Origin of the sequence: Arthrobacter sp. KNU40, from assembly GCF_051515115.1 — a bacterium.
Lineage (GTDB): Bacteria > Actinomycetota > Actinomycetes > Actinomycetales > Micrococcaceae > Arthrobacter.
Genome location: NZ_CP195850.1, coordinates 2529946 through 2553712 on the forward strand (window position 1 = coordinate 2529946; position 23767 = coordinate 2553712).

The following is a 23767-nucleotide window of genomic DNA, read 5'->3' on the forward strand; positions in this document are numbered from 1 at the left end:
CAAATCCGGCAACTCAAGGAGTTGAAAGGCATGGCAAGAACCAGAGAAGTGACTGACGCGTCCTTCGACGCCCAAGTGCTGAAGTCGGCCAAACCCGTCGTCGTGGAATTCTGGGCGGTTTGGTCTGGACCTTGCACCAGGCTTACCCCGGTCCTGGAACAGCTCGCGGTCGAATACGCCGACAAAATCGACGTCGTCAAAGTCAATGTCGATGAGAATCCCGAAACCGCGGGTGCCTTCGGGATTAGCTCTGTTCCGTCGGTGTTCCTGTTCAAGGACGGCGAACGAAGAATCTCCGTGATCGGCGTCGGGGCGAAGCGGTACTTCGAAATGGAATTCGCTGAATACTTGCGCTAGTCCTGCTTCACCCCATGGGCGCCTTCCCCTACAGTGGGAGGTCAATGGGGGATGACGGGGTGCATGGTGCGAATCGGTGAAGCCGCCCAAGCGGCGGGTATGACCAGTAAGGCCTTGAGGTTCTACGAAGAGCATGGGCTGTTGCCGGCTGCGAAACGCTCCGCCAACGGGTATCGCGACTACGCAAGCGAAACCATCAACAGGCTCGACTTCATTCGCCGCGGGCGCGCCGCCGGACTGGCCTTGGCACAGATCCGCGAAATCCTGCTTCTCCGGGATGCGGGCCGCGCCCCTTGCACCGATGTGCGCGACCTCCTAGCCGGTCAGTTGGCCGACCTCGACGCACAAATCGCCGAACTCGTCGCGCTGCGCGCCACCGTCGCCGATTTCCACGCCGTCGCGGCTGCTGCGGACCCGGAGGCGTGCGACGCCGCCCGGATCTGCAGCTACATCTGAAAGACTGCGCCAGAATCAGCAGTTCCTACGAGAGCTTCGCGAAGGTCCACGTCCTGATCCCAGGTTCTTGACCGCGCAGTTGTCGCCAGGGAGGCTTGGCCTATGGCAACTCGATGCGGCCGAGGCATCGCCGCTGGAGCGGCGCTGGCAGTGCTGACCGGATGTGCGCTGCCGGCAGCGCCGCAAAGCAACGTCCCGGCAAGTTCGACGACATCCGCTGCTTCGGGCGTCCCTTTTGCTCTATTCACGCACTGTGGCATCTACGAGGCACAGGTGCAGGGCTCCTTCTTTGTTGCGGACGAACCGCTGGACGACGGCCACGGCAATCCTCCGACGGGCTGGGGCAACCCCTACCAGCCCGGCATCATGACTGTCGAGGGACAGAGAGCTGTCTTCCATGACGACAGCGGCCACACGGTGACCTTCCACGAACGTGCTGGTGCCACGGGCTTCCTGAGAACCTGCTCTTGAGGCTCACCTTGGGCGGAAGACCCGGGCCTGATAGGGACGGCCGGGACGCCGTTGCCAGAGCCGCGCCGGTAGTCGTGCTGGATGCTGACGCGGTACTGAGTCGGTTCGTTTAGACAATGCTGATATCCACTTGGTGTATCGCGTTGTTGCCGTAGCCCAGGCGGTTCCACTCGGCCCGTTCCGGCTGAGTTTGGCCGGTAAGGTCGGTGGCGCGGGCCCGCGCAGCTAGTGTTCCGGGCTCCGGGACTCTGATGATCAGCTCCCACGGCTGCCAGCCGTGCCGCCTGCGTTCGCCGAGAAGGTTGGCCTCCTGCCAGTCTCCGCCGCCCACGCTGACTTCGACCTGGTCTATCGGAGAGGATCCGGACCAGGCCACGCCGCGGATGGCAACGTCACCCCGCGGTGTCTGGTGGGCGGGCGCGGGCTCGGTGATCAGTGCCCTTACCCGTTGGAGCGTCACGGGCTCACGGACAGGTTCGCCGTCGCGGTCCCATTCATACCAGTACTTGTCGTATTGGTAATGGCCACGGAACGGCCCGTCAAGGAGCTCGATGCCTGTCAGCCATTTGACCGACGCCACGGCATACCAGTCGGGAACGACCAGCCGCAGGGGATATCCGTGCTGCACCGGCAGGGGTTCGCCGTTCATCGCATAGGCCAGCAAAAGCTCGGCGCCGTGGCATTGATCGAGCCGGAGGCTGCGCTCGAAGCGGACGGGACCAATGTGGCCTGCCACGGCTCCGCTGTCGGCGCCGCGGAACAGGACCTCCCGCGCACTTGGCTTCAGACCAGCCAGATCCAGCACTTCCGTCAGCGGCACGCCTGTCCATTCCGCGGTGCTCACCGCGCCCAGGGTCCACTTCTCGCCCTCAATCGGTGGCTCGAAGAGCGCGCGTCCGTTGCCGGCACACTCAAGGGTCACGGTGAGGGTCTGCAAGGGAAGATTGTGCAGATCATTCAGGCTGAGACTGAGCTCCCGCTCCACGAGGCCTCCTACCGTGAGCCGGAAGCTAGAAGGGTCGAGGAGCGGGATGTGAAAGTGATTGCGCACGTAAAAGTGGGCATTGGGCACCATGGCGCCGCTGATCAGCGCGGGAATCAGGGTCTCGCAGTTGAGTGGATGCGCTCGCTGGACAACCAGGCCGGCGTCGATGGCCTGCTGGCAGGCATCCGCGGGATCGATCACCGACGGTGACTCGCCCATGAGCGCATGCGCGGCGGAGTCGCCGCCAGCGACGACGCGAGCCCAAGTCGAGGCGGGGAGGATGTCCAGATGGCCTATCTCCTGGAACACCTGCATGAACTCAAGCAGGTGATTCTCGTCGCTGGCCTCAGCGATTAAGTACAGCGAGTGCTCGGCCTCTACGACGGCCTCGCCTTGGATCTGCACGCCGTACCGTATGGCGTTCGAGCGGCTCAGGTGATTCAAGAACTTGGCCCCAGTGTAGGGGTCTTGCGCGGGGCATCGCTCGGCCGAATGGTGGTGACGGACAACGAACAGAGCCATGGTCATTCCTTCGCTGCCCCCGATTTTACCACCCACCGTCCCGGCCTGGGCTCAGTGCTTCAGCACTTCCTCGGTAGCCGCATTCTGCGGGCGCGCACGCTGAACCAAGAAGTGAAGGTCAACCAGACTTGCTCGAGGTCGGTCCAACTGCGGTCATTATCTGACGCGCCTATCATTGTCCCAGGGGGTGCGGACACTGCTTTGCGGAGGGAAGAAATGAGCCCTGAGCCACAGCCGAATTGGCGCGACCACGGAGTCAAAATCATTCCAGGTTCGCAGCTCGATCCGAATACGCCGCAGACGCCTGGCATGGCAAGGGCGGCGGCAATCACACTTGCCCGGGCGGGGGCCAGCAAACTGTGGGCAGGCACGGTCACTATTGATGCCAATGCCAAAACCGGGCCTCACCATCACGGAGAACTGGAAAGCGTCATCTACGTTGTCAGCGGCCGGGCACGCATGCGATGGGGAGGCAGCCTGGAGTTTGTCGCAGAGGCCGGTCCGGGCGACTTCATTTTTGTTCCGCCGTTCGTACCCCATCAGGAGATTAACGCGAGCAAGACTGAAGTTCTCAGTTGCGTACTTGTACGCAGCGGGCAGGGTCCCATAGTCGTCAACCTGGATATCGAGTCCGTTGAACCCCCGGAAGTAGTCCAGTGGATCGATCCCATTCATCCGGCTCCCTGAATCGACACATGTTGGTGAGTGAAGTGAAGCGATTCCTCGTGATGCTGCTGGCCGCGGCCCTGTGGTTGTGCGGATGCGCCGGTCCGGGAGGTCCGGACGCGGGGCATACCGGTGTTGTCACCGGCGTCGTCCTGACCGCCCCGGTATGTCCCGTCGAACGTGTCGGTCAGGAGTGTCCGCCGCGCCCCGTCTCAGGGGCCGCGGTTGTCGCCTTGGACGGGGAAGCTGTCCGGGGCTCGACACGGACCGACGGCACCGGTGCCTTCCATCTCACGCTGCCTGGCGGTCGTTACGTGATCAAGGCGAGCAACATCGGCGGTTACCATTCGACGGCGACCCAGACGGTGTTCATTTCGGAGACCCCCGTTCATGTCACCTTGGTTGTCGACAGCGGGATTCGCTAAGCGGGCTACTCGGCAGACGGTCGTTTTCGTTGTTGTTTCGTCGCCGCCCGGTGTTCCTTTGCGACCCGGTGCCGGCGCTTCGAGCTCCGGGTAGGTTTGCTCGCCCGGCGGGCAGCCGCTTCGGGAGCAAGACCCTCCGCCACGAGGCGCGAGAGCTTGGCCAGTGCGATTTCGCGATTCCGCAACTGGGACCGCTGCTCGGAGGCAGTCACGGTGATCACCCCGGCGATGAGACGGGGTCCAAGACGCGTGACCAGCAGAAGCCGTTGGTCATCGGAAAGCGCTGCGGAGCCGGCGACATTCCATGACAGTTCAACGCGGCTGTCCGAGGTGTTGACGTGTTGACCGCCTGGCCCTGACGAGCGGGAGAACCGCCAGCCGAGTTCCGACGTCGGAATCGTGAGCGCAGGCGACACTTCGAGATCCATGCTGCAAGCGTTTCACGATATCGGCGGGAACAAAGCCCGCCGCGTGGTTCTCAGCTTCCGGAGGCCTTCGCCGCTTTGATGGCGGCCTTGGCAGCCTGCTTGTTGGCGCGAACTTTTCTCAGCGACTCCGGATCCACGATGTCGGCGACAGAAAGAAAAGCGCTCTCCCGGCCGTATGCGCCGGCAGCTTCGCGCCAACCTTGTGCCTGGAGTCCGCGCTGCTTCCCGAGCAACGCCAGGAAGATTTTTGCCTTTTGCTCTCCGAAGCCGGGCAATTCCTTCAACCTGCGGAGCACCTCCTGGCCGTCGGGCTCGTCCTGGGTCCAGATGGCGGTCGCGTCTCCGTTCCAATCGCGCTGAACGACTGCGGCCAGATCCTGGACGCGGCCGGCCATGGAGCCGGGGAAGCGGTGGACGGACGGCCGCTCCTTGAAGACCTCGACGAAGCCTGCCGGGTCATATTCAGCGATCGCGGCAGGGGACATGGATCCGATACGCGTCCGGATCTTTTCGGGTCCGGCAAACGCAGATTCCATGGTCACCTGTTGGTCGAGCAGCATGCCGATGAGAAGTGCGAACGCGTCATCGCTGAGCAGTTGGTCGGCGGCGGGGTCGCCGGTAATGTGCAGTTCCATGCGCCCATCCTCCCACCTGCTTTGATTCGCGTCATGGTGGCCGACTCAGCAGTCTGATTCCGTCTTCGTCTGTGAGCTCCCCGGCAACTCGCGCCGTTCGAGGGTCTGCCCATAGGGCACGTCCCGGCTGATTGCGACGGTGTACATCGTGAATCCGTGCTGCGTAACAAGGATCCCGTGACGTCGCTCCTTGCAGGCGTGTTCGCGGGCGATTTCGACGGCGGTGTTCAGGTCGTTCTCGATGGTGTCAGGGTCGTGGGCGGTGATTTCCAGGACGACGTCCGAGTGGCGTTTGATCATCGTGGGCTCTTTCTCGGTGGGAAGTACCGGGCTCTCAGCGTCACGGGCTTCCGGGCCGGGTGCGCCCGGGGAGGCGGAAGACGGTGGTTCGAGAGGGGCTGCCCGGCATTCTGTGATGGGGCGGTTGCTGGCCGTAGAGTCCGGCGGGCTTGATCGGCGGAAGGATTTTCCTGCGGATCTGTAGCCAGTGTGGATGATCGGCGGCTCGGGCACAAGTTGAAATGCCGAAAAACTTCGCCGTGTCGGCGAGTTGCATCCGCGGAGGAAATTCCGCGGGAGCGGGTGTCTGGCTGTCCTAGGACGGGGAGGGCCACGCGCCAGAGCTGGCTTGTGCCCTAGTGTCGAGTCAAGACCACCGAGTTATACCGAGGGAGTACCGATGCGAATTGCAGTGACAGGTGGAAGCGGAAAACTGGGCCGGCACGTAGTGCGCCGGCTCAACGGGGACGGGCACCAGGTGTTGAACCTGGACCGTACGGGCGAAAGGAACCCGGGTCTGGCGATTGTCGACCTGCGTGACTATGGCCAGGTACTGGATGTGTTCCTGGGGCTGGACGACCGGCATAGTGGCTTCGACGCCGTCGTACATCTGGGGGCCATTCCAGCCCCCGGCATCATCCCGGATGCTGCCACGTTCGAGAACAACATGCTTTCGACGTACAACGTCTTTCAGGCGGCCCGCCGGGCCGGCATCAAAAAGGTTGTCTACGCCTCAAGTGAGACGGTGCTGGGACTGCCGTTCGACGTCGACCCACCGTATATTCCGGTGGATGAGGAATACCCGGCCCGACCGGAAAGCACCTATTCGCTCGTGAAGCATCTAGAAGAGCAGATGGCCATCGAGTTGACGCGCTGGGATCCCGAGCTGAGCATCGTGGGGCTGCGGTTCTCCAACGTCATGGACGCGGAAGACTACGAACGGTTTCCGTCCTTCGACGCCGACGCCAGGCTGCGCAAGTGGAACCTTTGGGGTTACATCGATGGCCGCGACGGGGCACAGGCTGTGGCCCGGGCCCTTGAAAACGGCAAGCCGGGGTTCGAAGCATTCATCATCGCGAACGCGGACACGGTCATGAGCCGGTCCAGTGCCAGTCTGGCTGCGGAGGTGTTCCCCGCCGTGAAGGTGACCAAGGATCTAGAAGAGCACGAGACTATGCTTTCCATCGACAAGGCGAGGCGACTCCTGGGCTTCGAGCCTGAACACACTTGGCGCACCTACCATTCGAACCGCACCACCCCCGTCGAGGATTGAGGAACAGCATGCAATTCCGCACTTTGGGCAACAGCGGCGCGGTGGTTTCCAACTATGCGCTCGGAACCATGACATTCGGGGCCGAGGCTACCGAGGAAACGTCCCACGCCATCCTGGACAGCTACGTCGCGGCCGGCGGCAACTTCATTGACACCGCCGATGTTTACAGCGCTGGTGTATCGGAAGAGATCATCGGCCATTGGCTGGCCGCACGGACCGATGCGCGGGACCGCGTGGTGCTGGCCACCAAGGGCCGCTTCCCCATGGGGACGGCGCCGAACGACGTCGGCACTTCCCGACGCCACCTCACGCGGGCGTTGGACAACTCGCTGCGCCGCCTCGGCGTGGAGCAGATCGACCTCTACCAAATGCACGCGTGGGACCCCATCACACCGTTGGAAGAGACGCTGCGGTTCCTGCACGACTCCGTCAGCAGCGGCAAGATCGCCTACTACGGTTTTTCCAACTTCCTGGGGTGGCAATTGACCAAGGCCGTCCACGTCGCCAAGGCCTTTGGCTGGAGCGCACCGGTGACCTTGCAGCCGCAGTACAGCCTGCTGGTCCGCGAGATCGAATCGGAGATCGTTCCGGCCTCGCTGGATGCTGGAATCGGGCTGCTGCCGTGGTCTCCCTTGGGGGGCGGTTGGCTCTCTGGCAAGTACAAGCGCGACGTGCCGCCCACCGGTGCGACCCGCCTTGGTGAAAACCCGGAACGCGGCATGGAAGCGTGGCGGGCCCGCAACGACGACCCCCGCACTTGGGACGTCATCGGGACAGTGGAAAAGATCGCAGGGGACCATGGCGTCAGCGCCTCCCAGGTTGCCCTGGCCTGGTTGGCGGACCGGCCTGCCGTGACCTCCGTGATCCTCGGCGCCCGCACCACCGAACAGCTAGCAGACAACCTGGCTGCGGCAGACCTGGAACTCAGCCCCGAGGAAACCGACCGGCTCACGCAGGCCAGCCAACCGCGCGTCGGCGTCTACCCGTACGGTCCGATGGCGCAGAACCAGCGCAGCCGGAAGATCGAGGATGGAAGATAGAGGTCCATTGCCCACGAGGCGGGACAGGCGTTGAATGTGGCTTATGGTCGACTGGGTCCTGATCTCCAACCTCGGCACCGCTCTCGGTACGACCGTTCTTGCCGTCGCGACATTCATTTCCACGCGCTCGGCCAACCGATCGGCGCGGCTGGCCGAGCGCGCCCTGCTGAATGGATTGCGCCCCATCCTGCTGCCCTCCAACTGGTCTGACGCCCCGCAGAAGGTGCGGTTCATGGAAGGCAAGTGGATGGTGGTGCGCGGTGGCCATGCTGCTCTCGAGATCAGCGACAACGCCGTGTACCTGTTGATGTCTGTGCGCAACGCCGGTGCGGGAGTGGCGATCCTGCACGGTTGGCACCTTCCGCCGGACTCCAGGGCTCCGTTGTCACCGGTGGAGGAGTTCCACAGGCTGACCCGGGACATCTACGTCCCGGCCAACGACGCCGGATTCTGCCAGGTCGCGATCCGGGACCCGGAGTCGGCCGACTTCCGCAACGCAACTGCGGGAGCGGCCGGCGAGGGCTTCGCCGTCGACGTGCTTTACGGAGACGCTGAAGGTTCGCAGCGCGTTGTCTCCCGCTTCTTCATCACCCCGGGACCCGCGGGGCACGACGACGACGTCGATTGGCTGCTGATGGTCTCGCGCCATTGGAACCTGGACTTGCCGGCGCCACGCGGCTGAGTCCGGGTACGACGCCGGACGTGTCCCGGCGGTCCTAGCCGGCTTCGCTCTGGATGCGGTCCCTGACGCTTTGGGGCATGGTGGAGCATGCGTCGTTGTCGGAGCGCTGGTCGGCATGGCTGTCGGCGGTGTCCGTGATGCCGATTGTCGCGACGGCCCCCTGCCATCCGCCCAGGCCAACGAGCTGCCGGGGGACCCAGACGTTTGCAGCCCCATTCACGAGGTTCCACACCGCGGGGTCGACGCCCGTGCCAAGGTAGATGCCTCCGTTGGGGTCCCTTTTGACCAGATCCGGCAGTGGGAGGACGCCCATCAGCTGCGCCGACTGGTAATCGGTCATGTTCCACGGCGGCGTTCCGAAGTAGTACCAACTGGCAGCACAGACGCCGTACAGATGGGGACCGAACTGGGCATAGTTCAGATAGAGCTCCAAGGTCCGCTGAGGGCTCAACGTGTAACTGAACTGGGTTGCCAGGACGGCTTCAATGCCCTTGCGCACGGCGTTTTGGTCATCCCAGAGGAAAATGTTCTTGACCAGCTGCTGGGGGATGGTGGAACCGCTCGGGTCGGGCTTTCCCTGGAAATACGCCTGTGCCCTCGCCTGGAGGTCTCCGAGGTCGAAGGCCCCGCTGCGTGTGCCGAGCTGTTCGTCTTCATGGGCGATGGTCGCCGCCAGCAAGTGCCGGCTCATGTGGTTGATCGAGACGAACTGGTAGACGTTCGGCTCACCCGCCTCCAGCATGTAAGCGGTACGGGTCGGGGTCACGCCCATGCTGAACATGAAGGCAATAATTTGGACCAGAACGAGCGGGGCGATGAGCGCCAGGAGGAGTTTGCGGCGCCACTTCCGTTTGGATCGCTTGGCCTTTTTGGCGTCTTGGGGAACCGGCTGCGGGGCCGGATCCGGCTCCGACCCGGGCCGCGCCGACCCGTCTTGCATTGCTCTCCCTAGCTCGGAAGGGACAGGCACCGGGTAGCTGATGACTTTTGCACGCGCCGGTTCCGGGCGGCCCGCTGAAGGGCGGCGCCCGGGCTGCGGACGCCGAGGGGAGGTCGGTGGTGTGGGGGTGTCCATCGGTCTGCCTTCGCTTCTCGTCCCGCGCGATTACCCCCGGGAGGGGTAGAGGATGGCACGAAAGTCTACCGGGCCTTGCTGGTTGTTCCGTTCAGCCAAGTAGTCCGGTCCCCATCCCTTAGGGTGCGGGGGAACATTGTAAGTACACTTACCGAAGTCATCACGAGCGAATATCGGAGCGGCAATGACTTCTGCACGGACCTTTGAATCGATTGTCATTATTTTCAATCCCAACAGCACCGGGGATGCGCGCAGACTGGCTGAGGGTCTTCTCGGCGAGCTGGAGGGTCTTCTTAGCTACCCGGTGGACATCAGGCTTCAGCCGACCGCCCATGCCGGTCATGCAGTGGAGCTGGCACGGGATGCTGTGAGCGGCGGCGGGGACGTGCTGGTGGTTTCCGTCAGTGGTGACGGCGGCTACAACGAGGTGGTCAACGGTGTGATGCAGGGAGGCAATCCCCGGGCCGTGTGCGCGGTGCTGGGGGCGGGCAATGCCAATGATCACCGGCGGAGCACCGGCACCCAGCCGCTGGGGGAAGCGATCGCCGCGGGCAGGGTGCGGAGCATCGATTTGCTGCGTGTGCACGCAGGCGGGGAAGCGGATTCGCCCGGGGAGTACGCGCACTCCTATGTCGGTTTCGGGCTGACGCCGGTGGTGGCGATGGACTTGGAAAAGGGCGGCAAGGGGGCCCTGAAGGAAATGGTCTCCGTGATTCGGACCTTCTCGAAGTTTGAGCCCTTCGACATACGCCTCCCTGACGGCACGCGGCGCAGCCTGGACAGCCTCGTCCTCGCGAATATTCCGGAGATGGCGAAGTATGCCACGCTCAGCGACGCGGACGACAAGCTTGCTGACGGCAAATTCGAAGTGGTCGTCTTTGCCCACATGCCGAAGTGGCGGGTCCTCTTGACCGCGCTGCGGGCCGCTACGAAGGGGCTGGGGGACCAGCCCAGCGTGAGCAGCTACTCGTTCACCACCCTCAAGCCCCTGACATACCAGATCGACGGTGAAGTGAAGTCCGTTGACGCGGACATGCCGGTCAGGATCGAGTGCGCCCCGGCAGCCCTCTCCACCCTGGGGTAGGAAGGCGCGGGACCTTGCCTGCCGCTAAGCATGCTGATTAACTCAGAGGCGAAGCGCCGGACTGGCGCTACCCTCGATTGCAAAGGAGACGCACCATGGGACTTCTCGCTTTTCTTCTGCTGGGCCTGATCGCGGGCGCCATCGCAAAGGCCATTCTTCCTGGAAGGCAAGGCGGCGGCTTGCTGCTTACCCTTCTTCTGGGAGTTGTCGGGGCGTTTCTAGGTGGCTGGATCGGATCCCTTGTCTTCGGTGGCGGACTGGGAGACTTCTTCGATCTGAGGACCTGGCTGCTGTCCATCCTGGGAGCCATCATCGTGCTGCTGATCTTCGGCGCTTTCAGAGGACGTCGGAGCAGGGTCTAGACGTACTAGGCGCTTGCGACGTCGTCGATCTCGAAAGCTAGTAAGCGACGAGCCGCCGCCGAAGGGACACCGTCCCCAAAGCGAGTCCGACTGCTGCCGTCGCCAGCAGCACCGCGAGGTCCCGGCCCAGGTTGTCGGTCGATTGGTAGAAGATCGCGGCCTCCAAGGCATCCACCCCGTAAAACGTCGGTGTGAAGTGCGCTATGGCCTGGATCCACTCCGGCAGGAACGCGGCAACACTGATTCCTCCGCTGAGGAAAAACAGGTAGATCGAAAGGTTGATGCCGGCCCCGGCAACGGCTGAGAAGCGCCGCAGTGCACCACCCAAAGCCGTGCCGAGCCCAGCGGCCGCTAGCGCGATCAGTCCAATCGCGGCCAGCGCCGGCAACCAATACCAGCCGGCAGGCCGCAGGACCCCAAAGGCGAACGACAAGACCAGGACAACCGCCGCCACGAGCATGGTTGTTACCCAGCACGCCAGGATCTTGCCGGCGATGAGCGACCCGCGGCCGATCGGCGAGAGCAACAGCGCTTTGATGGTCAGGTCTTCGAACTCGCGGGCGGCGGCCAACCCGCCATTGACGATCCCCATGATCGTGAGTAGGAGCACAAGGATCGGCACGAGCTGAAACTGGACCAGGTCGACGTCGTGCGGCCTCAGGTCCGATTCGGCGACACCGACCATGATCGGCGTGTCCGGCTGGCCGGCATAGAAGTTGGTAATGGCAGCCGGAACTGACCGGCGCAGATCGTTCGTGAAGTCGAGGTTCAGGTTGTTGATCCGCACGCTGACGGGGTCGGGCCGCTGTGCCCGGTAGTCGTCGTCGAACGTGGCGGGTACGGTCACGACCGCCGCAACTTGGAGCGTGTCGAGCAAGTGAGTGGCCTCAGCGGAAGTCGCCCGCTGGACGCGGAAGACGTCCGAGGCCTCAAGGATCGTGACGAGTCGCTGCGCCTGCGGCCCGCTGTCCTCAACCACCAGAGCGACCGGGTTCCGGCCGACCGCCCCGGCCACCACGAAGATGATCAGCAGGAACGCGACGGGCGGCAGCAAGCTGGCCAGAATCGCCGACGGCGTCCGGAACCAGGTCAGGATGTCTTTCGCCGCGATGGCGAGTACGGCACGTCCGGCGGCCATCAGTGCCTCGCCTCCCGCCGGCCGAACACGAGGGCCGCGCACCCGATGGCCGCCAAGCTGAAGGCTGCCAGCACGATGGCGTCCACAGCCAGGCCTTGCGGGGCCGTCTGGTAACCGTGGAAGGCGTGCTGGAAGGCGGCGATCGCATAGGTGAGGGGCGATATCGCTGCGATCCCGCCGGGGATGGCGCCCAGCCAGTTCGCCGGCCCGAACGGTCCGCTCAGGAAGAACAGGGGAAGGACGGCCGCGATGGATAAGGGGATTGCCTGTTGCCGGCGGCGGACCAGGGTCCCGACGAGGACGCCGAGGGCGAGGAACGCCGCCAGAATCAGGAGTCCGAAGCCCAACACCTCGAAGGGATGGAGCGGATGGACCCCGATAAAAAGGACCACGACGACGAGTAGCAGCAACGCGGACGCCGCCGCGAGGACTGCGGCTCCCAGGACCTTGCCCACCCCGATGGTCAAACGGCTCACAGGCGCCAGCGCGAGTTCCTTGATGGTCCCGAGTTCGTAGTCCCGCGCGGTATTGACGCTGCCTTGCAGTTGGGACGCGAGCATCAGGCCGGCAACCATGATGCTCACCGCGAGATACGGAATGTAGCCCGTGTCCTGGGCTTGGACGTCGGATTCGCGGGCGGTCACCACCACCTGGTCGGGGAAAGCGTCCGCGTAGAAGGACGTGATGGACAGCGGAACGGCCCGCCGGATGTCGTTGGTGAAGTCGACGTTGAGGTTGTTGACTTCCACCGGAATCTCGATTCGCGCTCCGGCGGTGAGGGCGGCGTCGAACTCTTGTGGCACGGTGACGACGGCGACAATGCTGCCGGAGCGGATCTCCCGTTCTGCATCGGCCGGGGACGCGGTGTGGATGATGAACGAATGCGCTCCGTCCATGGCCTGGACGAAACGTTCGGCCAGCGGTCCGTGGTCATTCATCACGACGGCGATCGGTGCCTGGCCGCCGCTGATCGCGAAGAGCAGGAAGAGAAGCAAGAAGTTAATCGGGATCAGGACGCCGATAATGGCGAAGAGCGGCTCGCGGAGGGTGAGGCGGATGTCCGTCGCCGCCACGGCCCGGATCACACGCAGGTCATGGCGGAGGCTCATTCCCGGAGCTCCTTGCCCGTCAGGCTCAGGAAGACCTCGTCGAGGCTCGGTTCGCGGCTCTGGATCTCCTCCAGGCTCATGGACCCGACGACGGCGGTCACCACTTTGCCGGTGACGTCGGCACCGCCCTCTACACTGACCTTCAGCGAGCCGTCGGAAGCAATTGCCGAGACAACGCCGGGGAGCGCAAGGACCTTTCGAACGATGTCCTCGCCGGGCGCCGGATGTGTGCGCATTTCAAGCACGGTGTCACCGAAGCTGCGCCTCAGTGTGGACGGCGAATCGAGCGCCACCAGCCGTCCCCGGTCGATGATGGCAAGGCGATCGCACAAGACGTTTGCTTCCTCAAGGTAGTTGCTCGTGATGAGTACGGTGGTGCCGTGATCCTTGAGCTCGAGGATCCGGTCCCAGAGGGCATGCCTGCTCTGCACGTCGACTCCGAGGGTCGGCTCGTCGAAATAGAGCAGCTCGGGTTCGTGAAGCAACGCCCGGACCAGGGCAAGGCGTCGTTTCATACCGCCGGAGAAGGTGGAAACGCGGCTCTTCCGGCGCTCCACCAACTGCGCAAGCTCAAGTAGCGAGGTGATCTTCCTATCGAGACCATGCTTGGGCACGTCGAAGAGGTCGGCATGAAACCGGAGGTTGGCATCGGCCGTGAGTTCCTCGTAAAGCGCGTTCTCCTGCGGTACTGTCCCCAGCGAGCGCCGGATCCCGCGCGGATCCTTCAGCAGGTCGATGCCCAGGACCCTGACCGAGCCGGAGCTTGGGCGGCTGAGGCCGCTGATCATGTCGATGGTGGTCGTTTTGCCGGAGCCGTTGGGCCCGAGAAGGCCGAAAATCTCCCCGCGCTCCACCTGCAGGCTGAGGTCGTCGACGGCGGTAAGGGAGCCGAATCGCTTGGTCACGCCTATGAGCTCAATGGCCGTTTCAGTCATGCCTTTTCCACCCCGAACAGCGGGAGGGGAACGCGGTCGCGATCCGATGCGCAGACTTAATTGGCGGCGTCACGGCTCCATGATGGGGCGGTGCCGAACAAAATACAAGCGCTCCCGCTGACTCATCGAAGTAGTGGCAAGGAGTGCGGCGAAGCCCGATGCGCCCATCATGGGGCGAGGAAATTACGGGAAATTGTATACAGTAGTCAAAAGACGGAGTAGGGTGATGGATATCACGCAGTACGGCTGGCTACCCTGCTGCCCCAACACACTGAAGGAACCGCAATGACGCGCACCACCCGATTCAGGGCACTAACACTTTCCTTGGCCGCCATAACGTTCGTGGCACTGGCAGGCTGTTCCGAGGGCGCGAGTACGACGACGTCCGGTACTCAGAGCCCTGCCATCGATACCACCGCGGTGAAAGCCGTCATCGACCAGGCGAAGGCGGCGCCTTCGTTTTCCGCACCGGGTCCGGCTTTCGATGCTTCCAAGGCCAAAGGGAAAGTCGTGGCCAACATCAGCTTGAACAGCACAGTTCCGTTCAACCAGATTGTTGACGCAGCGATGGGAGACGCGGGCAACGCTGTCGGAGTGAAGGTGGTTCAGTTCACCAACCAGGGGCAGGTGTCGCAATGGATCCAGGGAATGGATAGCGCCATCGCCCAAAAGGTCGACGCGATCGTGCTCGAAGGCTCACCTGACCCGAAGCTGCTCGGACCGCAGATTGCGGCGGCAAAGGCGGCGGGGATTCCTGTCATCAGCACCCACCTTTACGACGAGTCCTACATCGGTTCGGCAAAGAAGGATCTTCCTGATGTGACGGCCTTCGTGGACGCGCACCACTACCGGGCGGGGACGTTGATGGCCGACTACGCGATTGAGCAATCGGGCGGTCATGTGAACGCCTACTTTGTCGCCTCCAACGAAGTCCAGCCCAGCGCCGGAATCGCGTCCGCATTCAGCGACGAACTCAAAGCCCGCTGCCCTGACAGTTGCAAGGCCAAGGTGGTGAATATCCCGATTTCGAACTGGGCGACCGATGTCCCCACTCAGGTCCAGGCTGCGCTGCTCAGTGACCCGACCATCAACTATGTTGTCCCGGTCTTCGACGGAATGACTCCATTGCTTGGCACCGGCATCACCCAGGCTGGTAAGACAGACAGCGTCAAGATAGTTGCCTACAACGGAACAGCTTCGGTACTGAGCATGATCCAGGCGAAGAACCTGGTGGCAGCCGAGATCGGCGAACCCCTCGAATGGCTGGGATGGGCCAACATGGACCAGGTCCTTCGCGTCCTCACCGGAACGGCCCCGCTTGCTAGTGAAAAGACTCCGTTGCGGCTCTTCGACGCAAGCAATGTCAATGAGACTGGAACACCTGCGAACCAGAAGAACGGTTACGGGGATCCGGCGAAATTCCAGGACGGATACAAGACCCTCTGGGGCGTGAAGTAATGCCAGCCGTTCTGCAGATCAGCAACCTGGCCAAGACCTTCGGCGGAGTCAAAGCGCTGCAAGGAGTTGACCTCACAGTCAACGCAGGCGAGATCCACGGGCTTCTAGGCCAGAACGGTTCCGGGAAGTCCACGCTCATCAAAGTGCTCGCCGGCTTCCACGAACCGGATGCCGGTGGCCGGTTGCTGGTGAACGGAAACGAAGTCAGGCTCCCGCTTGCCCCCGGAGACTACAAGGCGCTGGGGATGAGGTTCGTCCACCAGGATCTAGGCCTCATCTCCAGTCTGAGTGTTCTGGAGAATCTATTTCTCGACGAGATCTCCACTGGAAACTCCGCGGGCATCCGCTGGAGGTCCTGGCGCCGGATCGCCAATGAGCTGTTCAGGAAGTACAAGGTCGAGTTAGATCCTTCTGCTGCGGTCAGCACGCTCCGGCCTGTCGAACGGGCGCTGCTGGCGATTGTCCGGGCGGTTTCCGGTGCGCCCCGCAACGGTCTTCTGGTCCTTGATGAGCCAACGGTGTTCCTGCCGCAGGATGACACGGAGATGCTCTTTGATCTGACCCGCAACGTCGCTGCGGGCGGGGCCGGCGTGTTGTTTGTCTCGCACGACCTCGAAGAAGTGAAGCGCCTTACGAACCGATTCACCGTATTCCGGGACGGCCGCGTGGTCGGCAACGGCGCGACGGAGCAGACCAGCCGCGAGGAATTGGTCAAGTTGATCGTAGGCCACGAACTCAAGGCCGTGTCGCACCGCAGTGCCGCGCAGATCGCGGCCACCAAGCCAGTCGCGGTCATTGACGGGCTCAAGGGTGGCCTCGTCGCCGAGGCATCCTTCGCCGTTCATGAGGGAGAAATCCTCGGCGTGACAGGTTTGTCAGGATCCGGATTCGAGGACGTTCCCTACATTCTGTTCGGCGCGGCCAAAGCCGAAACCGGGACACTGGCCCTGAACGGATCGCCCGTTCGTTTGCGGGGCCAAAACCCTACCAGCGCCTTCCGGTCAGGCATGGCGCTTGTTCCGGCCGACCGGCCTCGCGACGGGGCGATTCTTTCCCTCTCGGTCCTGGACAACGTCAGCATGCAGACCATGGACCAATTCCAGAAGGGCCCCATCCTTCGCCGATCCCGCATGCGCGAGGAGGCCAGGAAGGTTCTTTCCGCCTTCCAAGTACGGCCCAATGATCCGGCCCTGCCTTGTTCAAGCCTGTCAGGCGGCAACCAGCAAAAAGTACTTATGGCCAAATGGCTCCAGACTCGACCGTCACTGCTGATGGTCCATGAACCGACACAGGGCGTCGACGTCGGCGCCCGCGAAGAAATCTTCAGCGTATTGCGGTCAGCGACCGCAGAAGGGATGGCTGTGCTATGCGCGAGCAGCGACCACGAACAACTGGCATTGATCTGCGACCGCGTCCTGGTATTCAGGCAGGGACGGATAGTGGCGGAATTGACCGGAAGCCACGTGAACAAGGAAGAGATCTCGGAGCAGTCGTACGCAGTGGACCAGGACGCCCAACCGGCGGAGGCCTCATGACCCTTCTCAAAGGCGGGGGCCGGCTCAGCCTGGTTCAGCGCATCGCACTGCCCGGGGCATGGCTGTTGCTCATCATAGGTTTCGGCATCGCCAATCCCCACGTCTTCCTGACCCCGGCGACGTTCCAGACGATGTTCGGCTCCCAAGCCGTCCTCCTGGTCCTGACACTGGCCTTGATCGTTCCCCTCACCGCAGGCGACTATGACCTTTCGGTCGGTGCCGTGCTCACGCTGTCGGCCATGATGATCGCTATCCTGAACGTCCAATACGGCTGGCCCATCTGGGCCGCGATCATGGCAGCCCTCGCGATGGGCCTGCTGGTCGGCTTCCTCAACGGCATCATCATGGTTTTCTTCGGGATTGAATCCTTGATAGTCACGCTCGGTATGGGTACTCTGCTCGGCGGAATCACCCTCTGGGTCAGCAACTCCGCAACCATTTCGGGAATCTCCCACACGCTGGTCGACTGGGTCATCGTAAAACGCTTCGGCGGCATCTCCTTGGCGTTCTTTTACGCCATCGGCTTGTGCGCCCTGCTCTGGTGGATCATGGAATACACTTCAGTCGGACGCCGGCTGCTCTTCGTCGGGCGCGGCCGGAACGTCTCCAAGCTCAGCGGTGTCCGCGTCGGTCGCGTCCGGGTCGGCGCGCTGATGGGGTCCTCGACCCTGGCTGCTGTGGCGGGAGTCCTCTACGCCGGGACTTCAGGCGGCGCCGATCCCACCTCAGGCACGAACCTCCTGCTCCCTGCTTTCGCAGCGGCGTTCCTGGGTGCGACGAGCATCATGCCCGGCAGGTTCAATCCGTGGGGGACCGCCATTGCCGTGTACTTCCTGGTCACCGGAATCACAGGTCTGCAGTTGATGGGGATCCAGTCCTACGTTCAGCAACTCTTCTACGGCGGTGCCCTGCTTGTAGCGGTCGCCTTGTCCCAGCTGTCCCGACGCCGCGTTCCATTGGACAACGGATGACGCGCGTCATTGAAGCTGCAAAGGATCTGCTCGCCGTTCTCGAAGCAGAGCCTTCAGCGGACACCGTGGAGGACATGATCGCCCTTCAGGCACTGGCGCTGGGGAACAAGACCGCTGTCGTGGTCACGCTCACCCGACCGGCCCAGCACAACGCCCTGACCCTCGCCGGCTGGCAGCGCCTGGGCGCGGTCTTCACCGATCTACGCGATGACCCCGCCGTGCGGGTCGTCATCGTGAAGGGCGCCGGGGGACGAGCCTTCGGTGCGGGCGCCGACATTTCGGAGTTCCCGGCACAGCGGCTAGGGACCGCCGCAGCAGACCGCTACAACGCAGCGATCGCCGTGGCCCTGCAGGCGATCCAGTCCGTGCCCTTTCCGGTGATCGCCATGATCGATGGCCTGGCCGTCGGCGGCGGATGCGAACTCGCAACCGCCTGCGACGTCCGCTTGGCCAGCAACGGCTCGCTTTTCGGTATTCCGATCGGCAGGCTCGGGGTGACGTTGGGGCTCACCGAGACACGCGCCGTCGCCGGCCTCATTGGAGCCGCCAACCTCAAATACCTGGTCTACAGCGGCGCCCTTGCGACGGCGGACCAGGCCTTGGCCTGGGGTCTTGTTCAAAAGGTCGTCGAGACTGGAGAACTCAGTGCCGAGACCGCCCGCTTGGCATGGAACATCGTCGAAAGCTCGGAAGTCACGATGAGGGCTACCAAACAGGTAACGGCCCTCGCCGCCGACCCGGCGGTCACGGATGGGCATGAATTGATCCGGGAACTGCACGCCCAGGCCTACGAGGGAAACGATCTCCGCGAAGGAATCGACGCCTTTCTCACGGGCCGGACCCCGAATTTCACTGACGGAAGGATCCCCGCTCATGGCCGCGCTTGACGGTTTGAAAGTCATTGACCTTACCCGCTATCTTTCGGGTCCGACGCTGACGATGCTTCTGGCTGATCTTGGGGCCGACGTCATTAAGATCGAAACCCTCCCGACCGGGGATCCGGCCCGCCAGTCCGGCCCGTTCCACGGGGATGAAAGCGTCTACTATCTCGCTTCGAACCGGAACAAGCGTTCGTTTGCCGTGGACCTCCGCCAGGCGGAAGGCCGGGACCTGCTGCTGGGGCTCATCGATGACGCAGATGTCTTCGTCCAGAACTTCCGTCCGGGAACGGCCGAACAGATGGGTCTGGGCTCCGAACTGCTTCGGGCCCGCAATCCGCGGCTGATCTACGTCAATATCAGTGGATTCGGTACGAAGCCGCCAGGGGACGCGCTGCCCGGATTCGATCAGACGGCACAGGCGATGTCCGGCCTCATGAGCGTAACGGGTACGCAGGAGACCGGCCCGTTGCGCGTGGGGATCGCCATCAGCGATTCGGCCACGGGTGTCTTCGCGGCCGTGGGCGTACTCGCGGCGCTGCACGAGCGCGACCGCACGGGCTCGGGTTCGGTCGTTGAATCCTCGCTGATGGAGTCCACTCTGACACTGATGTCCTACCAGGCCCAGAAGTATCTCAGCCTTGGAATCGTTCCGGGACGTGACGGGAACGACCATCCGATCATGTTCCCGCAGGGGACGTTCAAGACCCGGGATGCCTCGGTGACCCTCGCCTCGGGGAACGAGAAGATGTGGCGGCGTCTCTGCGCCGTGTTGAACCTGGATGGCCTGGCCGAGGACGCCAGATTCGCCGACAACGCCGGCCGCATGGCCAACCGCGTCGAACTCCGCCGCCTCATCGAGGATGCCTTGGCGGAGCGGGGCGCGGAAGAGTGGATCCCGCTCATCAACGACGCCGGAATCCCCTGCGGACGGGTGCTGGACCTGGAGCAAGCCCTTAATCACCCGATTACTGCGGCTTTGGGCATGGTGCAAACGGTTGAACACCCTGAACTGGGTACCATGAAAGTGCTTGGCCAGGCTGTCAAGGTCCAGGGCAGCGAAGACGGCTGGCTGCGCCGCCCCGCACCGATGCTGGGCGAACACACGGTGGAAATCGCGGCCGAACTTGGCGTCCCGGCATCCGAAATCACCCGCCTGATGGAAGCCGGCATCATCACGGGTCCGGTCCACGTCCACCCGGACCCGGACAGGGCCAGCAATGGCGGACTATGAACCCGACACACGATCAGGAGACACCATGAGTGCTGAAGCAACGGCCGGCACGAGCAAAGTCCTGGTCCCGACCATGGCCGACGCCGTCGTCCAGCGGTTGAGGGCCCTGATCGTGTCGGGCGAGTTCCGTCCCGGGGAACGGCTCGTTGAGGAACGCCTGTCGGAAATGTTCGGTGTCAGCCGTCCTCCGCTGAGGGAGGCCTTGCGGATACTTCAACGGGACGGACTGGTCCAGAGCCTGCCCCGCCGGGGCTTCATCGTCATCCCCATCACGGCCGAAGATGTCCGGGAGATCTATTCTCTTCGCTTCGCCCTGGAGCGGATGGCCGTGGAACTGGGTATGCCCGTCCTGGACCGGAGCCGGCTTCAACCCATGCGCGATGCGCTCGAAGACATGCGGGTCGCGGCGGAAGAAATGGACGATGAAGCTGCGGTCCAGGCCAACAGCCGTTTCCACCTTGCCTTGGTCTCCCTGCCGGGCCACAAGCGGCTCATCAATACCTACGAAGGACTCCGCCTTCAGCTCGAACTGTGCATGGGGTACAACCTGAAGTTCCGTGAACAGATGTTCGGTGACCGCAAAGACATGCACCCCCGCCATGCCCAATTGCTGGAAAGCATCGAAACGGGTGACAAGGAAGCCGTCTTGTACGAGATTGCCCATCACGGCAACGCGTCTCTCCTTGAAAATCTCGATGATCTGATTGGCACTGGAGGGTGACCACCACCCCGGTGACCCTGCGCGATCTCGCTGCGCAGGTGCGGTCGGGACACTTGGCGGGTGACGCCCTTGTGAAGTCTGCGGTGGAGCAGATCGAACGCCGCAACGGCCCGCTTAACGCCCTGGTCTCCAGTCGAAGCGCCGATGCCCTGGCAGAGTCCGCTCATGCGGACTGGACCCACCGTCCGCTTGCCGGCATTCCGTTCACGGTGAAGGACATGCTCGCGACGGCAGACCTGCCGACCACCTGCGGATCCAGGACTCTTGAGGATTGGAGCGCTGGAGTCGACGCAACTGCCGTGGCCAGAATGCGTGCCGCCGGCGCCGTCCTCATGGGCAAGTCCAATTGTCCGGAGTTTGCCCTGGGCGTGGACACGAACAACGAGTTGTTCGGCAGGACGTTCAATCCGCTCGGAGAGTGGACGCCTGGGGGATCCAGTGGCGGTGAAGCCGCCGCGATTGCCGCCGGAATGTCATTTGTGGGCCTCGGGAGCGACTACGGCGGCTCGATCCGTTGGCCGGCCCAGTGCACCGGACTCGTCGGTCTGCGTCCAACGGTGGGGCGAGTCCCCAGATCGGGGGAGCAGCCAACCCTTCCCGGCGCCGATCCGCTGGGAGTGGAGGCATTGTCCTTCCAAGACGCAGTCCAGGTCATCGGCCCGCTGGGCCGGAGCATCGATGACCTGCACACAGCGCTTTCCGTCATCAGCGGCCCGGACGGCATCGACCCGATCGCAGTCGACGAGCCTCTCGGGGACTACCGCGAAGTGGACCCGCGTGACGTCGAAGTCCGCTGGGGTACCCATGTTGGCAACGTCCCGGTGGACCCCGAGGTTGTGCGGACCGTCCTTTTCGCGGTCGAAGCACTCAGGTCATTAGGAACGCGCGTCCAGGAGGGCCTGCCCGATGCCGTCAACGACGGGCTTAGGGTCTATGACCTGCTCCGTGCCGCAGACGCCATGGGCACCATTGCCGCCGTCAATACTGCGCGCCCGGGACTCATTGGCGCCCCGGTCCGGGCCATGCTTGAAAATCGGACGGCGCCCGGCAGGGCCGAACAGGCCGAGCTGTGGGAGCACCGCAACAAGATAGTCGCCAAGCTTCGTCAGTGGCTCACCGGGGAGCGGGCCCTCATCCTGCCTGTGAGCGTTGACATTCCCCGGGACCTGCGCGGAGATGTAGCGAACTTCCCCTTGCTGGCGCCGAGCCGGGCCATCAGCCTTTTCGGCTTCCCGGCCTTGTCAGTGCCCGTCGCCACGGCCCGCTCCGGAGCGCCCATCTCCGTCCAAGTCGTCGCGCCACGTTTCAGGGAGGACCTCGCACTCGCGATCGGCGCGGCGCTGGAACAGGCGTCCGGTTGGGGGCGCACCAAAACACTGAAGAACAGGATTCCGGATGCGAACTGACGTGCATGTATGCCAGATGCGAACCCCTGCCGATGTCTCGGAGATCGCCAAGCTCTTCGACGCCGGAACCATCGATCCCGCCGACGTCGTCGCCGTCGTGGGCAAGAGCGAGGGGACCGGCCTCGGCCGGGACGTCGGCCGGGAGACCGCCGACCTGGCAATCCGGACACTCCTCGCCCGGCGGACCGGATGCAGCCCGGCTGAGATCGCTGACCGGGTCTGCATCGTGCTTTCCGGCGGCAGCCCCGGGGTGATCACGCCCCACGTTGCCCTCTTCACGCGGACAGCCGACCCTGCGCCGAAACCGCACAAGGGCAGTCCGCGCCTCGTCGTCGGGCTGTCGCATTCCGAGGAAATCCTCCCCGAGGAAGTCGGGCGGATGGGCCAGATCTCCAAAGTCCGGTCGGCCGTCAGCGCTGCCATGCAGGATGCCGGGCTGACGGATCCGTCCGATGTCCACCTCGTCCTCGTCAAGGCGCCGTCCCTGACCGCCGAGTCGATCGCCGACGCGAACGCCCGTGGCCACGAAACTGTCACCAGGGACGTCTCCATCGGAGCCGAGGGTGCCATCTGCTACTCCAACGACGGATCGGCGCTTGGCGTCGCCCTCGCTTTGGGTGAGGCAGAAGACGTTCAAGTACACGATTCGATGGTCCGCAGGGACTGGTCGGTGTTCTCGGACGTCGCCATGACTTCTTCCGGGGGCGAGAAGACTCATGCCGAAGTTCTGTTGCTTGGGAACTCAACCGACTCGTCCAGCCCACTGCGTATCGGGCACCGATCAATGCGGACCATCATCGACGCATCTGCCGTAAGCGGTGCCCTCGAATCCGCAGGAATAGGTCCGGGCTGCGACGTCAGCGAAACCTCAAAAGCTGTTGTGTACGCCTTGGCCAAGATGATCATGCCCGAAACAGCCGAGCTGGACGGCCGACGCATCACCATGCTGGACGATCAGGTCGGGTACCACGTCGCCAAGGCAATGGGAGGCTTTCTCCTGGCCTCGCTGACCGGCCACACCACAGTATTCGTCAGCGGTGGTGAGCGAAATTCACATCAAGGTCCTCCCAATGGCAACCCGCTGGCCGTCATTGTGAAGGCGACGGAATAGCGGAACAAAGGGCTCGCTGCTGTTGCACCCTGTCTACGCATTGGGGCCCATTTCAAAGGAACCGATATGAACTCGCCTGAAAGCGCTAATAGTCCCGAACTGACCTGCTACTTGGGAGAACGAGCAAACGGAGGCCCTCCCACGAAGGCAGATGGTTTCGTCACCGATTGGGCGGGCCTTCATGCCGGCGAGCAGGTCCAGGTGTACCGGGATGCAGAGATGTTGACGGCGGGAACCGTGGACGCAACCATGCCCGACGGCACCGGTGTCTGGCTCATGCAGCACAAAGGACTCGGTCGGCGCCTCTATCTCCGATGCGAAGACCTTCGAATCGCGAGGCCTCGATATTCATAGGCCGGACGCTGCGTGACTAAATGACGGCTCGTGCGCGCAATCCGAACGTGGAGCGTGGAGGTGCATGTGAACTGACTCACAAGGCTGCAACCTGCTCGCAACCCTCCCGCCCCTAGGCTGAGGCCAACGCTCCATCGACCTGCTCGCAACGGGGACTCGCGATGGTTGGGTTTCGGC

27 protein-coding genes are annotated in these 23767 nt (G+C 63.4%); 19 read left to right on the forward strand and 8 right to left on the reverse strand.

The features are described 5' to 3' along the window. The first annotated feature begins 30 nt into the window (after positions 1 to 30). The 3 genes from trxA (at position 31) to ACSKT0_RS11655 (ending at position 1284) form a co-directional block, all read left to right on the forward strand. On the forward strand, positions 31 to 357 hold the full coding sequence (gene trxA / locus ACSKT0_RS11645; protein ID WP_437773894.1) for a thioredoxin: 327 nt from the start codon (positions 31 to 33) through the stop codon (positions 355 to 357). A gap of 66 nt (positions 358 to 423) precedes the next feature. After that, positions 424 to 813 carry a heavy metal-responsive transcriptional regulator gene (locus ACSKT0_RS11650; protein ID WP_437774016.1) on the forward strand — a complete coding sequence of 130 codons (390 nt, stop codon included), beginning with the start codon at positions 424 to 426 and terminating at the stop codon, positions 811 to 813. A gap of 102 nt (positions 814 to 915) precedes the next feature. Then, positions 916 to 1284, forward strand: a complete 369-nt coding sequence (locus ACSKT0_RS11655; RefSeq protein WP_437773895.1) for a hypothetical protein — start codon at positions 916 to 918, stop codon at positions 1282 to 1284. Between the two features lie 109 nt (positions 1285 to 1393). On the opposite strand, the gene ACSKT0_RS11660 is transcribed toward ACSKT0_RS11655, so the two are convergent. Further along, positions 1394 to 2791: a sulfite oxidase gene (locus ACSKT0_RS11660; protein ID WP_437773896.1), complete on the reverse strand. Its 1398-nt coding sequence runs from the start codon at positions 2789 to 2791 to the stop codon at positions 1394 to 1396. Between the two features lie 216 nt (positions 2792 to 3007). Here ACSKT0_RS11660 and ACSKT0_RS11665 point away from each other — a divergent pair, with 216 nt between their 5' ends. Then, positions 3008 to 3478, forward strand: a complete 471-nt coding sequence (locus tag ACSKT0_RS11665; RefSeq protein ID WP_437773897.1) for a cupin domain-containing protein — start codon at positions 3008 to 3010, stop codon at positions 3476 to 3478. A gap of 8 nt (positions 3479 to 3486) precedes the next feature. Further along, the gene (locus ACSKT0_RS11670; RefSeq protein ID WP_437773898.1) at positions 3487 to 3882 is read left to right on the forward strand and encodes a carboxypeptidase-like regulatory domain-containing protein; all 396 of its coding nucleotides are present in this window, start codon (positions 3487 to 3489) and stop codon (positions 3880 to 3882) included. Between the two features lie 5 nt (positions 3883 to 3887). On the opposite strand, the gene arfB is transcribed toward ACSKT0_RS11670, so the two are convergent. From arfB to ACSKT0_RS11685, 3 genes are read right to left on the reverse strand one after another with little or no spacing between them, the layout of a single operon-like run. Continuing rightward, entirely contained in the window at positions 3888 to 4310 is a 423-nt protein-coding gene (arfB, locus tag ACSKT0_RS11675; RefSeq protein ID WP_437773899.1) for an alternative ribosome rescue aminoacyl-tRNA hydrolase ArfB, read from the reverse strand. A 50-nt stretch (positions 4311 to 4360) separates the two neighbouring features. Next, positions 4361 to 4945, reverse strand: coding sequence for an HhH-GPD-type base excision DNA repair protein (locus tag ACSKT0_RS11680; protein ID WP_437773900.1), 585 nt, complete (start codon positions 4943 to 4945; stop codon positions 4361 to 4363). 45 nt (positions 4946 to 4990) lie between these two features. Next, positions 4991 to 5245 (reverse strand): hypothetical protein, encoded by a 255-nt coding sequence (locus tag ACSKT0_RS11685; protein WP_437773901.1) that lies wholly within the window; start codon positions 5243 to 5245, stop codon positions 4991 to 4993. Positions 5246 to 5624: 379 nt separating this feature from the next. Here ACSKT0_RS11685 and ACSKT0_RS11690 point away from each other — a divergent pair, with 379 nt between their 5' ends. Genes ACSKT0_RS11690 through ACSKT0_RS11700 form a run of 3 tightly spaced genes read left to right on the forward strand, consistent with a single transcriptional unit; the run spans position 5625 to position 8219 of the window. Then, complete coding sequence (locus tag ACSKT0_RS11690) at positions 5625 to 6497, forward strand: NAD-dependent epimerase/dehydratase family protein (RefSeq protein ID WP_437773902.1); 873 nt, start codon at positions 5625 to 5627, stop codon at positions 6495 to 6497. 8 nt (positions 6498 to 6505) lie between these two features. After that, positions 6506 to 7537, forward strand: coding sequence for an aldo/keto reductase (locus ACSKT0_RS11695; protein WP_437773903.1), 1032 nt, complete (start codon positions 6506 to 6508; stop codon positions 7535 to 7537). A gap of 43 nt (positions 7538 to 7580) precedes the next feature. Continuing rightward, positions 7581 to 8219, forward strand: a complete 639-nt coding sequence (locus tag ACSKT0_RS11700) for a hypothetical protein (protein ID WP_437773904.1) — start codon at positions 7581 to 7583, stop codon at positions 8217 to 8219. A 34-nt stretch (positions 8220 to 8253) separates the two neighbouring features. On the opposite strand, the gene ACSKT0_RS11705 is transcribed toward ACSKT0_RS11700, so the two are convergent. Then, positions 8254 to 9159 (reverse strand): biosynthetic peptidoglycan transglycosylase, encoded by a 906-nt coding sequence (locus tag ACSKT0_RS11705; protein WP_437773905.1) that lies wholly within the window; start codon positions 9157 to 9159, stop codon positions 8254 to 8256. A 319-nt stretch (positions 9160 to 9478) separates the two neighbouring features. Between ACSKT0_RS11705 and ACSKT0_RS11710 the strand changes: the two genes are divergently transcribed. Together ACSKT0_RS11710 and ACSKT0_RS11715 are read left to right on the forward strand one after the other, a co-directional pair. Beyond that, positions 9479 to 10378, forward strand: coding sequence for a diacylglycerol/lipid kinase family protein (locus ACSKT0_RS11710; protein WP_437773906.1), 900 nt, complete (start codon positions 9479 to 9481; stop codon positions 10376 to 10378). Positions 10379 to 10473: 95 nt separating this feature from the next. Then, positions 10474 to 10740 carry a GlsB/YeaQ/YmgE family stress response membrane protein gene (locus ACSKT0_RS11715; protein ID WP_437773907.1) on the forward strand — a complete coding sequence of 89 codons (267 nt, stop codon included), beginning with the start codon at positions 10474 to 10476 and terminating at the stop codon, positions 10738 to 10740. 37 nt (positions 10741 to 10777) lie between these two features. Here the strand turns inward: ACSKT0_RS11715 and ACSKT0_RS11720 are convergent, their stop codons facing one another. Genes ACSKT0_RS11720 through ACSKT0_RS11730 form a run of 3 tightly spaced genes read right to left on the reverse strand, consistent with a single transcriptional unit; the run spans position 10778 to position 13922 of the window. Then, positions 10778 to 11878: an ABC transporter permease gene (locus tag ACSKT0_RS11720; protein WP_437773908.1), complete on the reverse strand. Its 1101-nt coding sequence runs from the start codon at positions 11876 to 11878 to the stop codon at positions 10778 to 10780. Then, on the reverse strand, positions 11878 to 12987 hold the full coding sequence (locus ACSKT0_RS11725) for an ABC transporter permease (RefSeq protein ID WP_437773909.1): 1110 nt from the start codon (positions 12985 to 12987) through the stop codon (positions 11878 to 11880). Before ACSKT0_RS11725 ends, ACSKT0_RS11720 begins: the two co-directional genes overlap by 1 nt. Next, positions 12984 to 13922, reverse strand: a complete 939-nt coding sequence (locus ACSKT0_RS11730) for an ATP-binding cassette domain-containing protein (RefSeq protein WP_437773910.1) — start codon at positions 13920 to 13922, stop codon at positions 12984 to 12986. The genes ACSKT0_RS11725 and ACSKT0_RS11730 overlap by 4 nt, the downstream gene beginning before the upstream one ends. 285 nt (positions 13923 to 14207) lie before the next feature. Between ACSKT0_RS11730 and ACSKT0_RS11735 the strand changes: the two genes are divergently transcribed. From ACSKT0_RS11735 to ACSKT0_RS11775, 9 genes are all read left to right on the forward strand, one after another. Further along, the gene (locus ACSKT0_RS11735; protein ID WP_437773911.1) at positions 14208 to 15380 is read left to right on the forward strand and encodes a sugar ABC transporter substrate-binding protein; all 1173 of its coding nucleotides are present in this window, start codon (positions 14208 to 14210) and stop codon (positions 15378 to 15380) included. After that, positions 15380 to 16915, forward strand: a complete 1536-nt coding sequence (locus ACSKT0_RS11740; protein WP_437773912.1) for a sugar ABC transporter ATP-binding protein — start codon at positions 15380 to 15382, stop codon at positions 16913 to 16915. Before ACSKT0_RS11735 ends, ACSKT0_RS11740 begins: the two co-directional genes overlap by 1 nt. Then, on the forward strand, positions 16912 to 17886 hold the full coding sequence (locus ACSKT0_RS11745; RefSeq protein WP_437773913.1) for an ABC transporter permease: 975 nt from the start codon (positions 16912 to 16914) through the stop codon (positions 17884 to 17886). The genes ACSKT0_RS11740 and ACSKT0_RS11745 overlap by 4 nt, the downstream gene beginning before the upstream one ends. Beyond that, complete coding sequence (locus tag ACSKT0_RS11750; RefSeq protein ID WP_437773914.1) at positions 17883 to 18773, forward strand: enoyl-CoA hydratase/isomerase family protein; 891 nt, start codon at positions 17883 to 17885, stop codon at positions 18771 to 18773. The genes ACSKT0_RS11745 and ACSKT0_RS11750 overlap by 4 nt, the downstream gene beginning before the upstream one ends. Continuing rightward, a complete protein-coding gene (locus tag ACSKT0_RS11755) occupies positions 18760 to 19998 on the forward strand; it encodes a CaiB/BaiF CoA transferase family protein (protein WP_437773915.1) in 1239 nt (412 codons plus the stop codon). The genes ACSKT0_RS11750 and ACSKT0_RS11755 overlap by 14 nt, the downstream gene beginning before the upstream one ends. Positions 19999 to 20023: 25 nt before the next feature. Further along, a complete protein-coding gene (locus tag ACSKT0_RS11760) occupies positions 20024 to 20719 on the forward strand; it encodes a GntR family transcriptional regulator (RefSeq protein ID WP_437773916.1) in 696 nt (231 codons plus the stop codon). Further along, positions 20716 to 22125 (forward strand): amidase, encoded by a 1410-nt coding sequence (locus ACSKT0_RS11765; protein ID WP_437773917.1) that lies wholly within the window; start codon positions 20716 to 20718, stop codon positions 22123 to 22125. The genes ACSKT0_RS11760 and ACSKT0_RS11765 overlap by 4 nt, the downstream gene beginning before the upstream one ends. Continuing rightward, positions 22115 to 23236, forward strand: coding sequence for a ring-opening amidohydrolase (locus tag ACSKT0_RS11770; protein WP_437773918.1), 1122 nt, complete (start codon positions 22115 to 22117; stop codon positions 23234 to 23236). The genes ACSKT0_RS11765 and ACSKT0_RS11770 overlap by 11 nt, the downstream gene beginning before the upstream one ends. Before the next feature lie 66 nt (positions 23237 to 23302). Continuing rightward, positions 23303 to 23590, forward strand: a complete 288-nt coding sequence (locus tag ACSKT0_RS11775) for a hypothetical protein (protein WP_437773919.1) — start codon at positions 23303 to 23305, stop codon at positions 23588 to 23590. Positions 23591 to 23767 lie beyond the last annotated feature (177 nt).

Bases quoted from the DNA above. Each gene is read 5' to 3' on its own strand.
- trxA (WP_437773894.1), top strand. From the start codon at position 31: ATGGCAAGAACCAGAGAAGTGACTGACGCGTCCTTCGACGCCCAAGTG.
- ACSKT0_RS11655 (WP_437773895.1), top strand. From the start codon at position 916: ATGGCAACTCGATGCGGCCGAGGCATCGCCGCTGGAGCGGCGCTGGCA.
- ACSKT0_RS11660 (WP_437773896.1), bottom strand. From the start codon at position 2,791: ATGGCTCTGTTCGTTGTCCGTCACCACCATTCGGCCGAGCGATGCCCC.
- ACSKT0_RS11665 (WP_437773897.1), top strand. From the start codon at position 3,008: ATGAGCCCTGAGCCACAGCCGAATTGGCGCGACCACGGAGTCAAAATC.
- ACSKT0_RS11670 (WP_437773898.1), top strand. From the start codon at position 3,487: ATGTTGGTGAGTGAAGTGAAGCGATTCCTCGTGATGCTGCTGGCCGCG.
- arfB (WP_437773899.1), bottom strand. From the start codon at position 4,310: ATGGATCTCGAAGTGTCGCCTGCGCTCACGATTCCGACGTCGGAACTC.
- ACSKT0_RS11680 (WP_437773900.1), bottom strand. From the start codon at position 4,945: ATGGAACTGCACATTACCGGCGACCCCGCCGCCGACCAACTGCTCAGC.
- ACSKT0_RS11685 (WP_437773901.1), bottom strand. From the start codon at position 5,245: ATGATCAAACGCCACTCGGACGTCGTCCTGGAAATCACCGCCCACGAC.
- ACSKT0_RS11690 (WP_437773902.1), top strand. From the start codon at position 5,625: ATGCGAATTGCAGTGACAGGTGGAAGCGGAAAACTGGGCCGGCACGTA.
- ACSKT0_RS11695 (WP_437773903.1), top strand. From the start codon at position 6,506: ATGCAATTCCGCACTTTGGGCAACAGCGGCGCGGTGGTTTCCAACTAT.
- ACSKT0_RS11700 (WP_437773904.1), top strand. From the start codon at position 7,581: ATGGTCGACTGGGTCCTGATCTCCAACCTCGGCACCGCTCTCGGTACG.
- ACSKT0_RS11705 (WP_437773905.1), bottom strand. From the start codon at position 9,159: ATGCAAGACGGGTCGGCGCGGCCCGGGTCGGAGCCGGATCCGGCCCCG.
- ACSKT0_RS11710 (WP_437773906.1), top strand. From the start codon at position 9,479: ATGACTTCTGCACGGACCTTTGAATCGATTGTCATTATTTTCAATCCC.
- ACSKT0_RS11715 (WP_437773907.1), top strand. From the start codon at position 10,474: ATGGGACTTCTCGCTTTTCTTCTGCTGGGCCTGATCGCGGGCGCCATC.
- ACSKT0_RS11720 (WP_437773908.1), bottom strand. From the start codon at position 11,878: ATGGCCGCCGGACGTGCCGTACTCGCCATCGCGGCGAAAGACATCCTG.
- ACSKT0_RS11725 (WP_437773909.1), bottom strand. From the start codon at position 12,987: ATGAGCCTCCGCCATGACCTGCGTGTGATCCGGGCCGTGGCGGCGACG.
- ACSKT0_RS11730 (WP_437773910.1), bottom strand. From the start codon at position 13,922: ATGACTGAAACGGCCATTGAGCTCATAGGCGTGACCAAGCGATTCGGC.
- ACSKT0_RS11735 (WP_437773911.1), top strand. From the start codon at position 14,208: ATGACGCGCACCACCCGATTCAGGGCACTAACACTTTCCTTGGCCGCC.
- ACSKT0_RS11740 (WP_437773912.1), top strand. From the start codon at position 15,380: ATGCCAGCCGTTCTGCAGATCAGCAACCTGGCCAAGACCTTCGGCGGA.
- ACSKT0_RS11745 (WP_437773913.1), top strand. From the start codon at position 16,912: ATGACCCTTCTCAAAGGCGGGGGCCGGCTCAGCCTGGTTCAGCGCATC.
- ACSKT0_RS11750 (WP_437773914.1), top strand. From the start codon at position 17,883: ATGACGCGCGTCATTGAAGCTGCAAAGGATCTGCTCGCCGTTCTCGAA.
- ACSKT0_RS11755 (WP_437773915.1), top strand. From the start codon at position 18,760: ATGGCCGCGCTTGACGGTTTGAAAGTCATTGACCTTACCCGCTATCTT.
- ACSKT0_RS11760 (WP_437773916.1), top strand. From the start codon at position 20,024: ATGAGTGCTGAAGCAACGGCCGGCACGAGCAAAGTCCTGGTCCCGACC.
- ACSKT0_RS11770 (WP_437773918.1), top strand. From the start codon at position 22,115: ATGCGAACTGACGTGCATGTATGCCAGATGCGAACCCCTGCCGATGTC.
- ACSKT0_RS11775 (WP_437773919.1), top strand. From the start codon at position 23,303: ATGAACTCGCCTGAAAGCGCTAATAGTCCCGAACTGACCTGCTACTTG.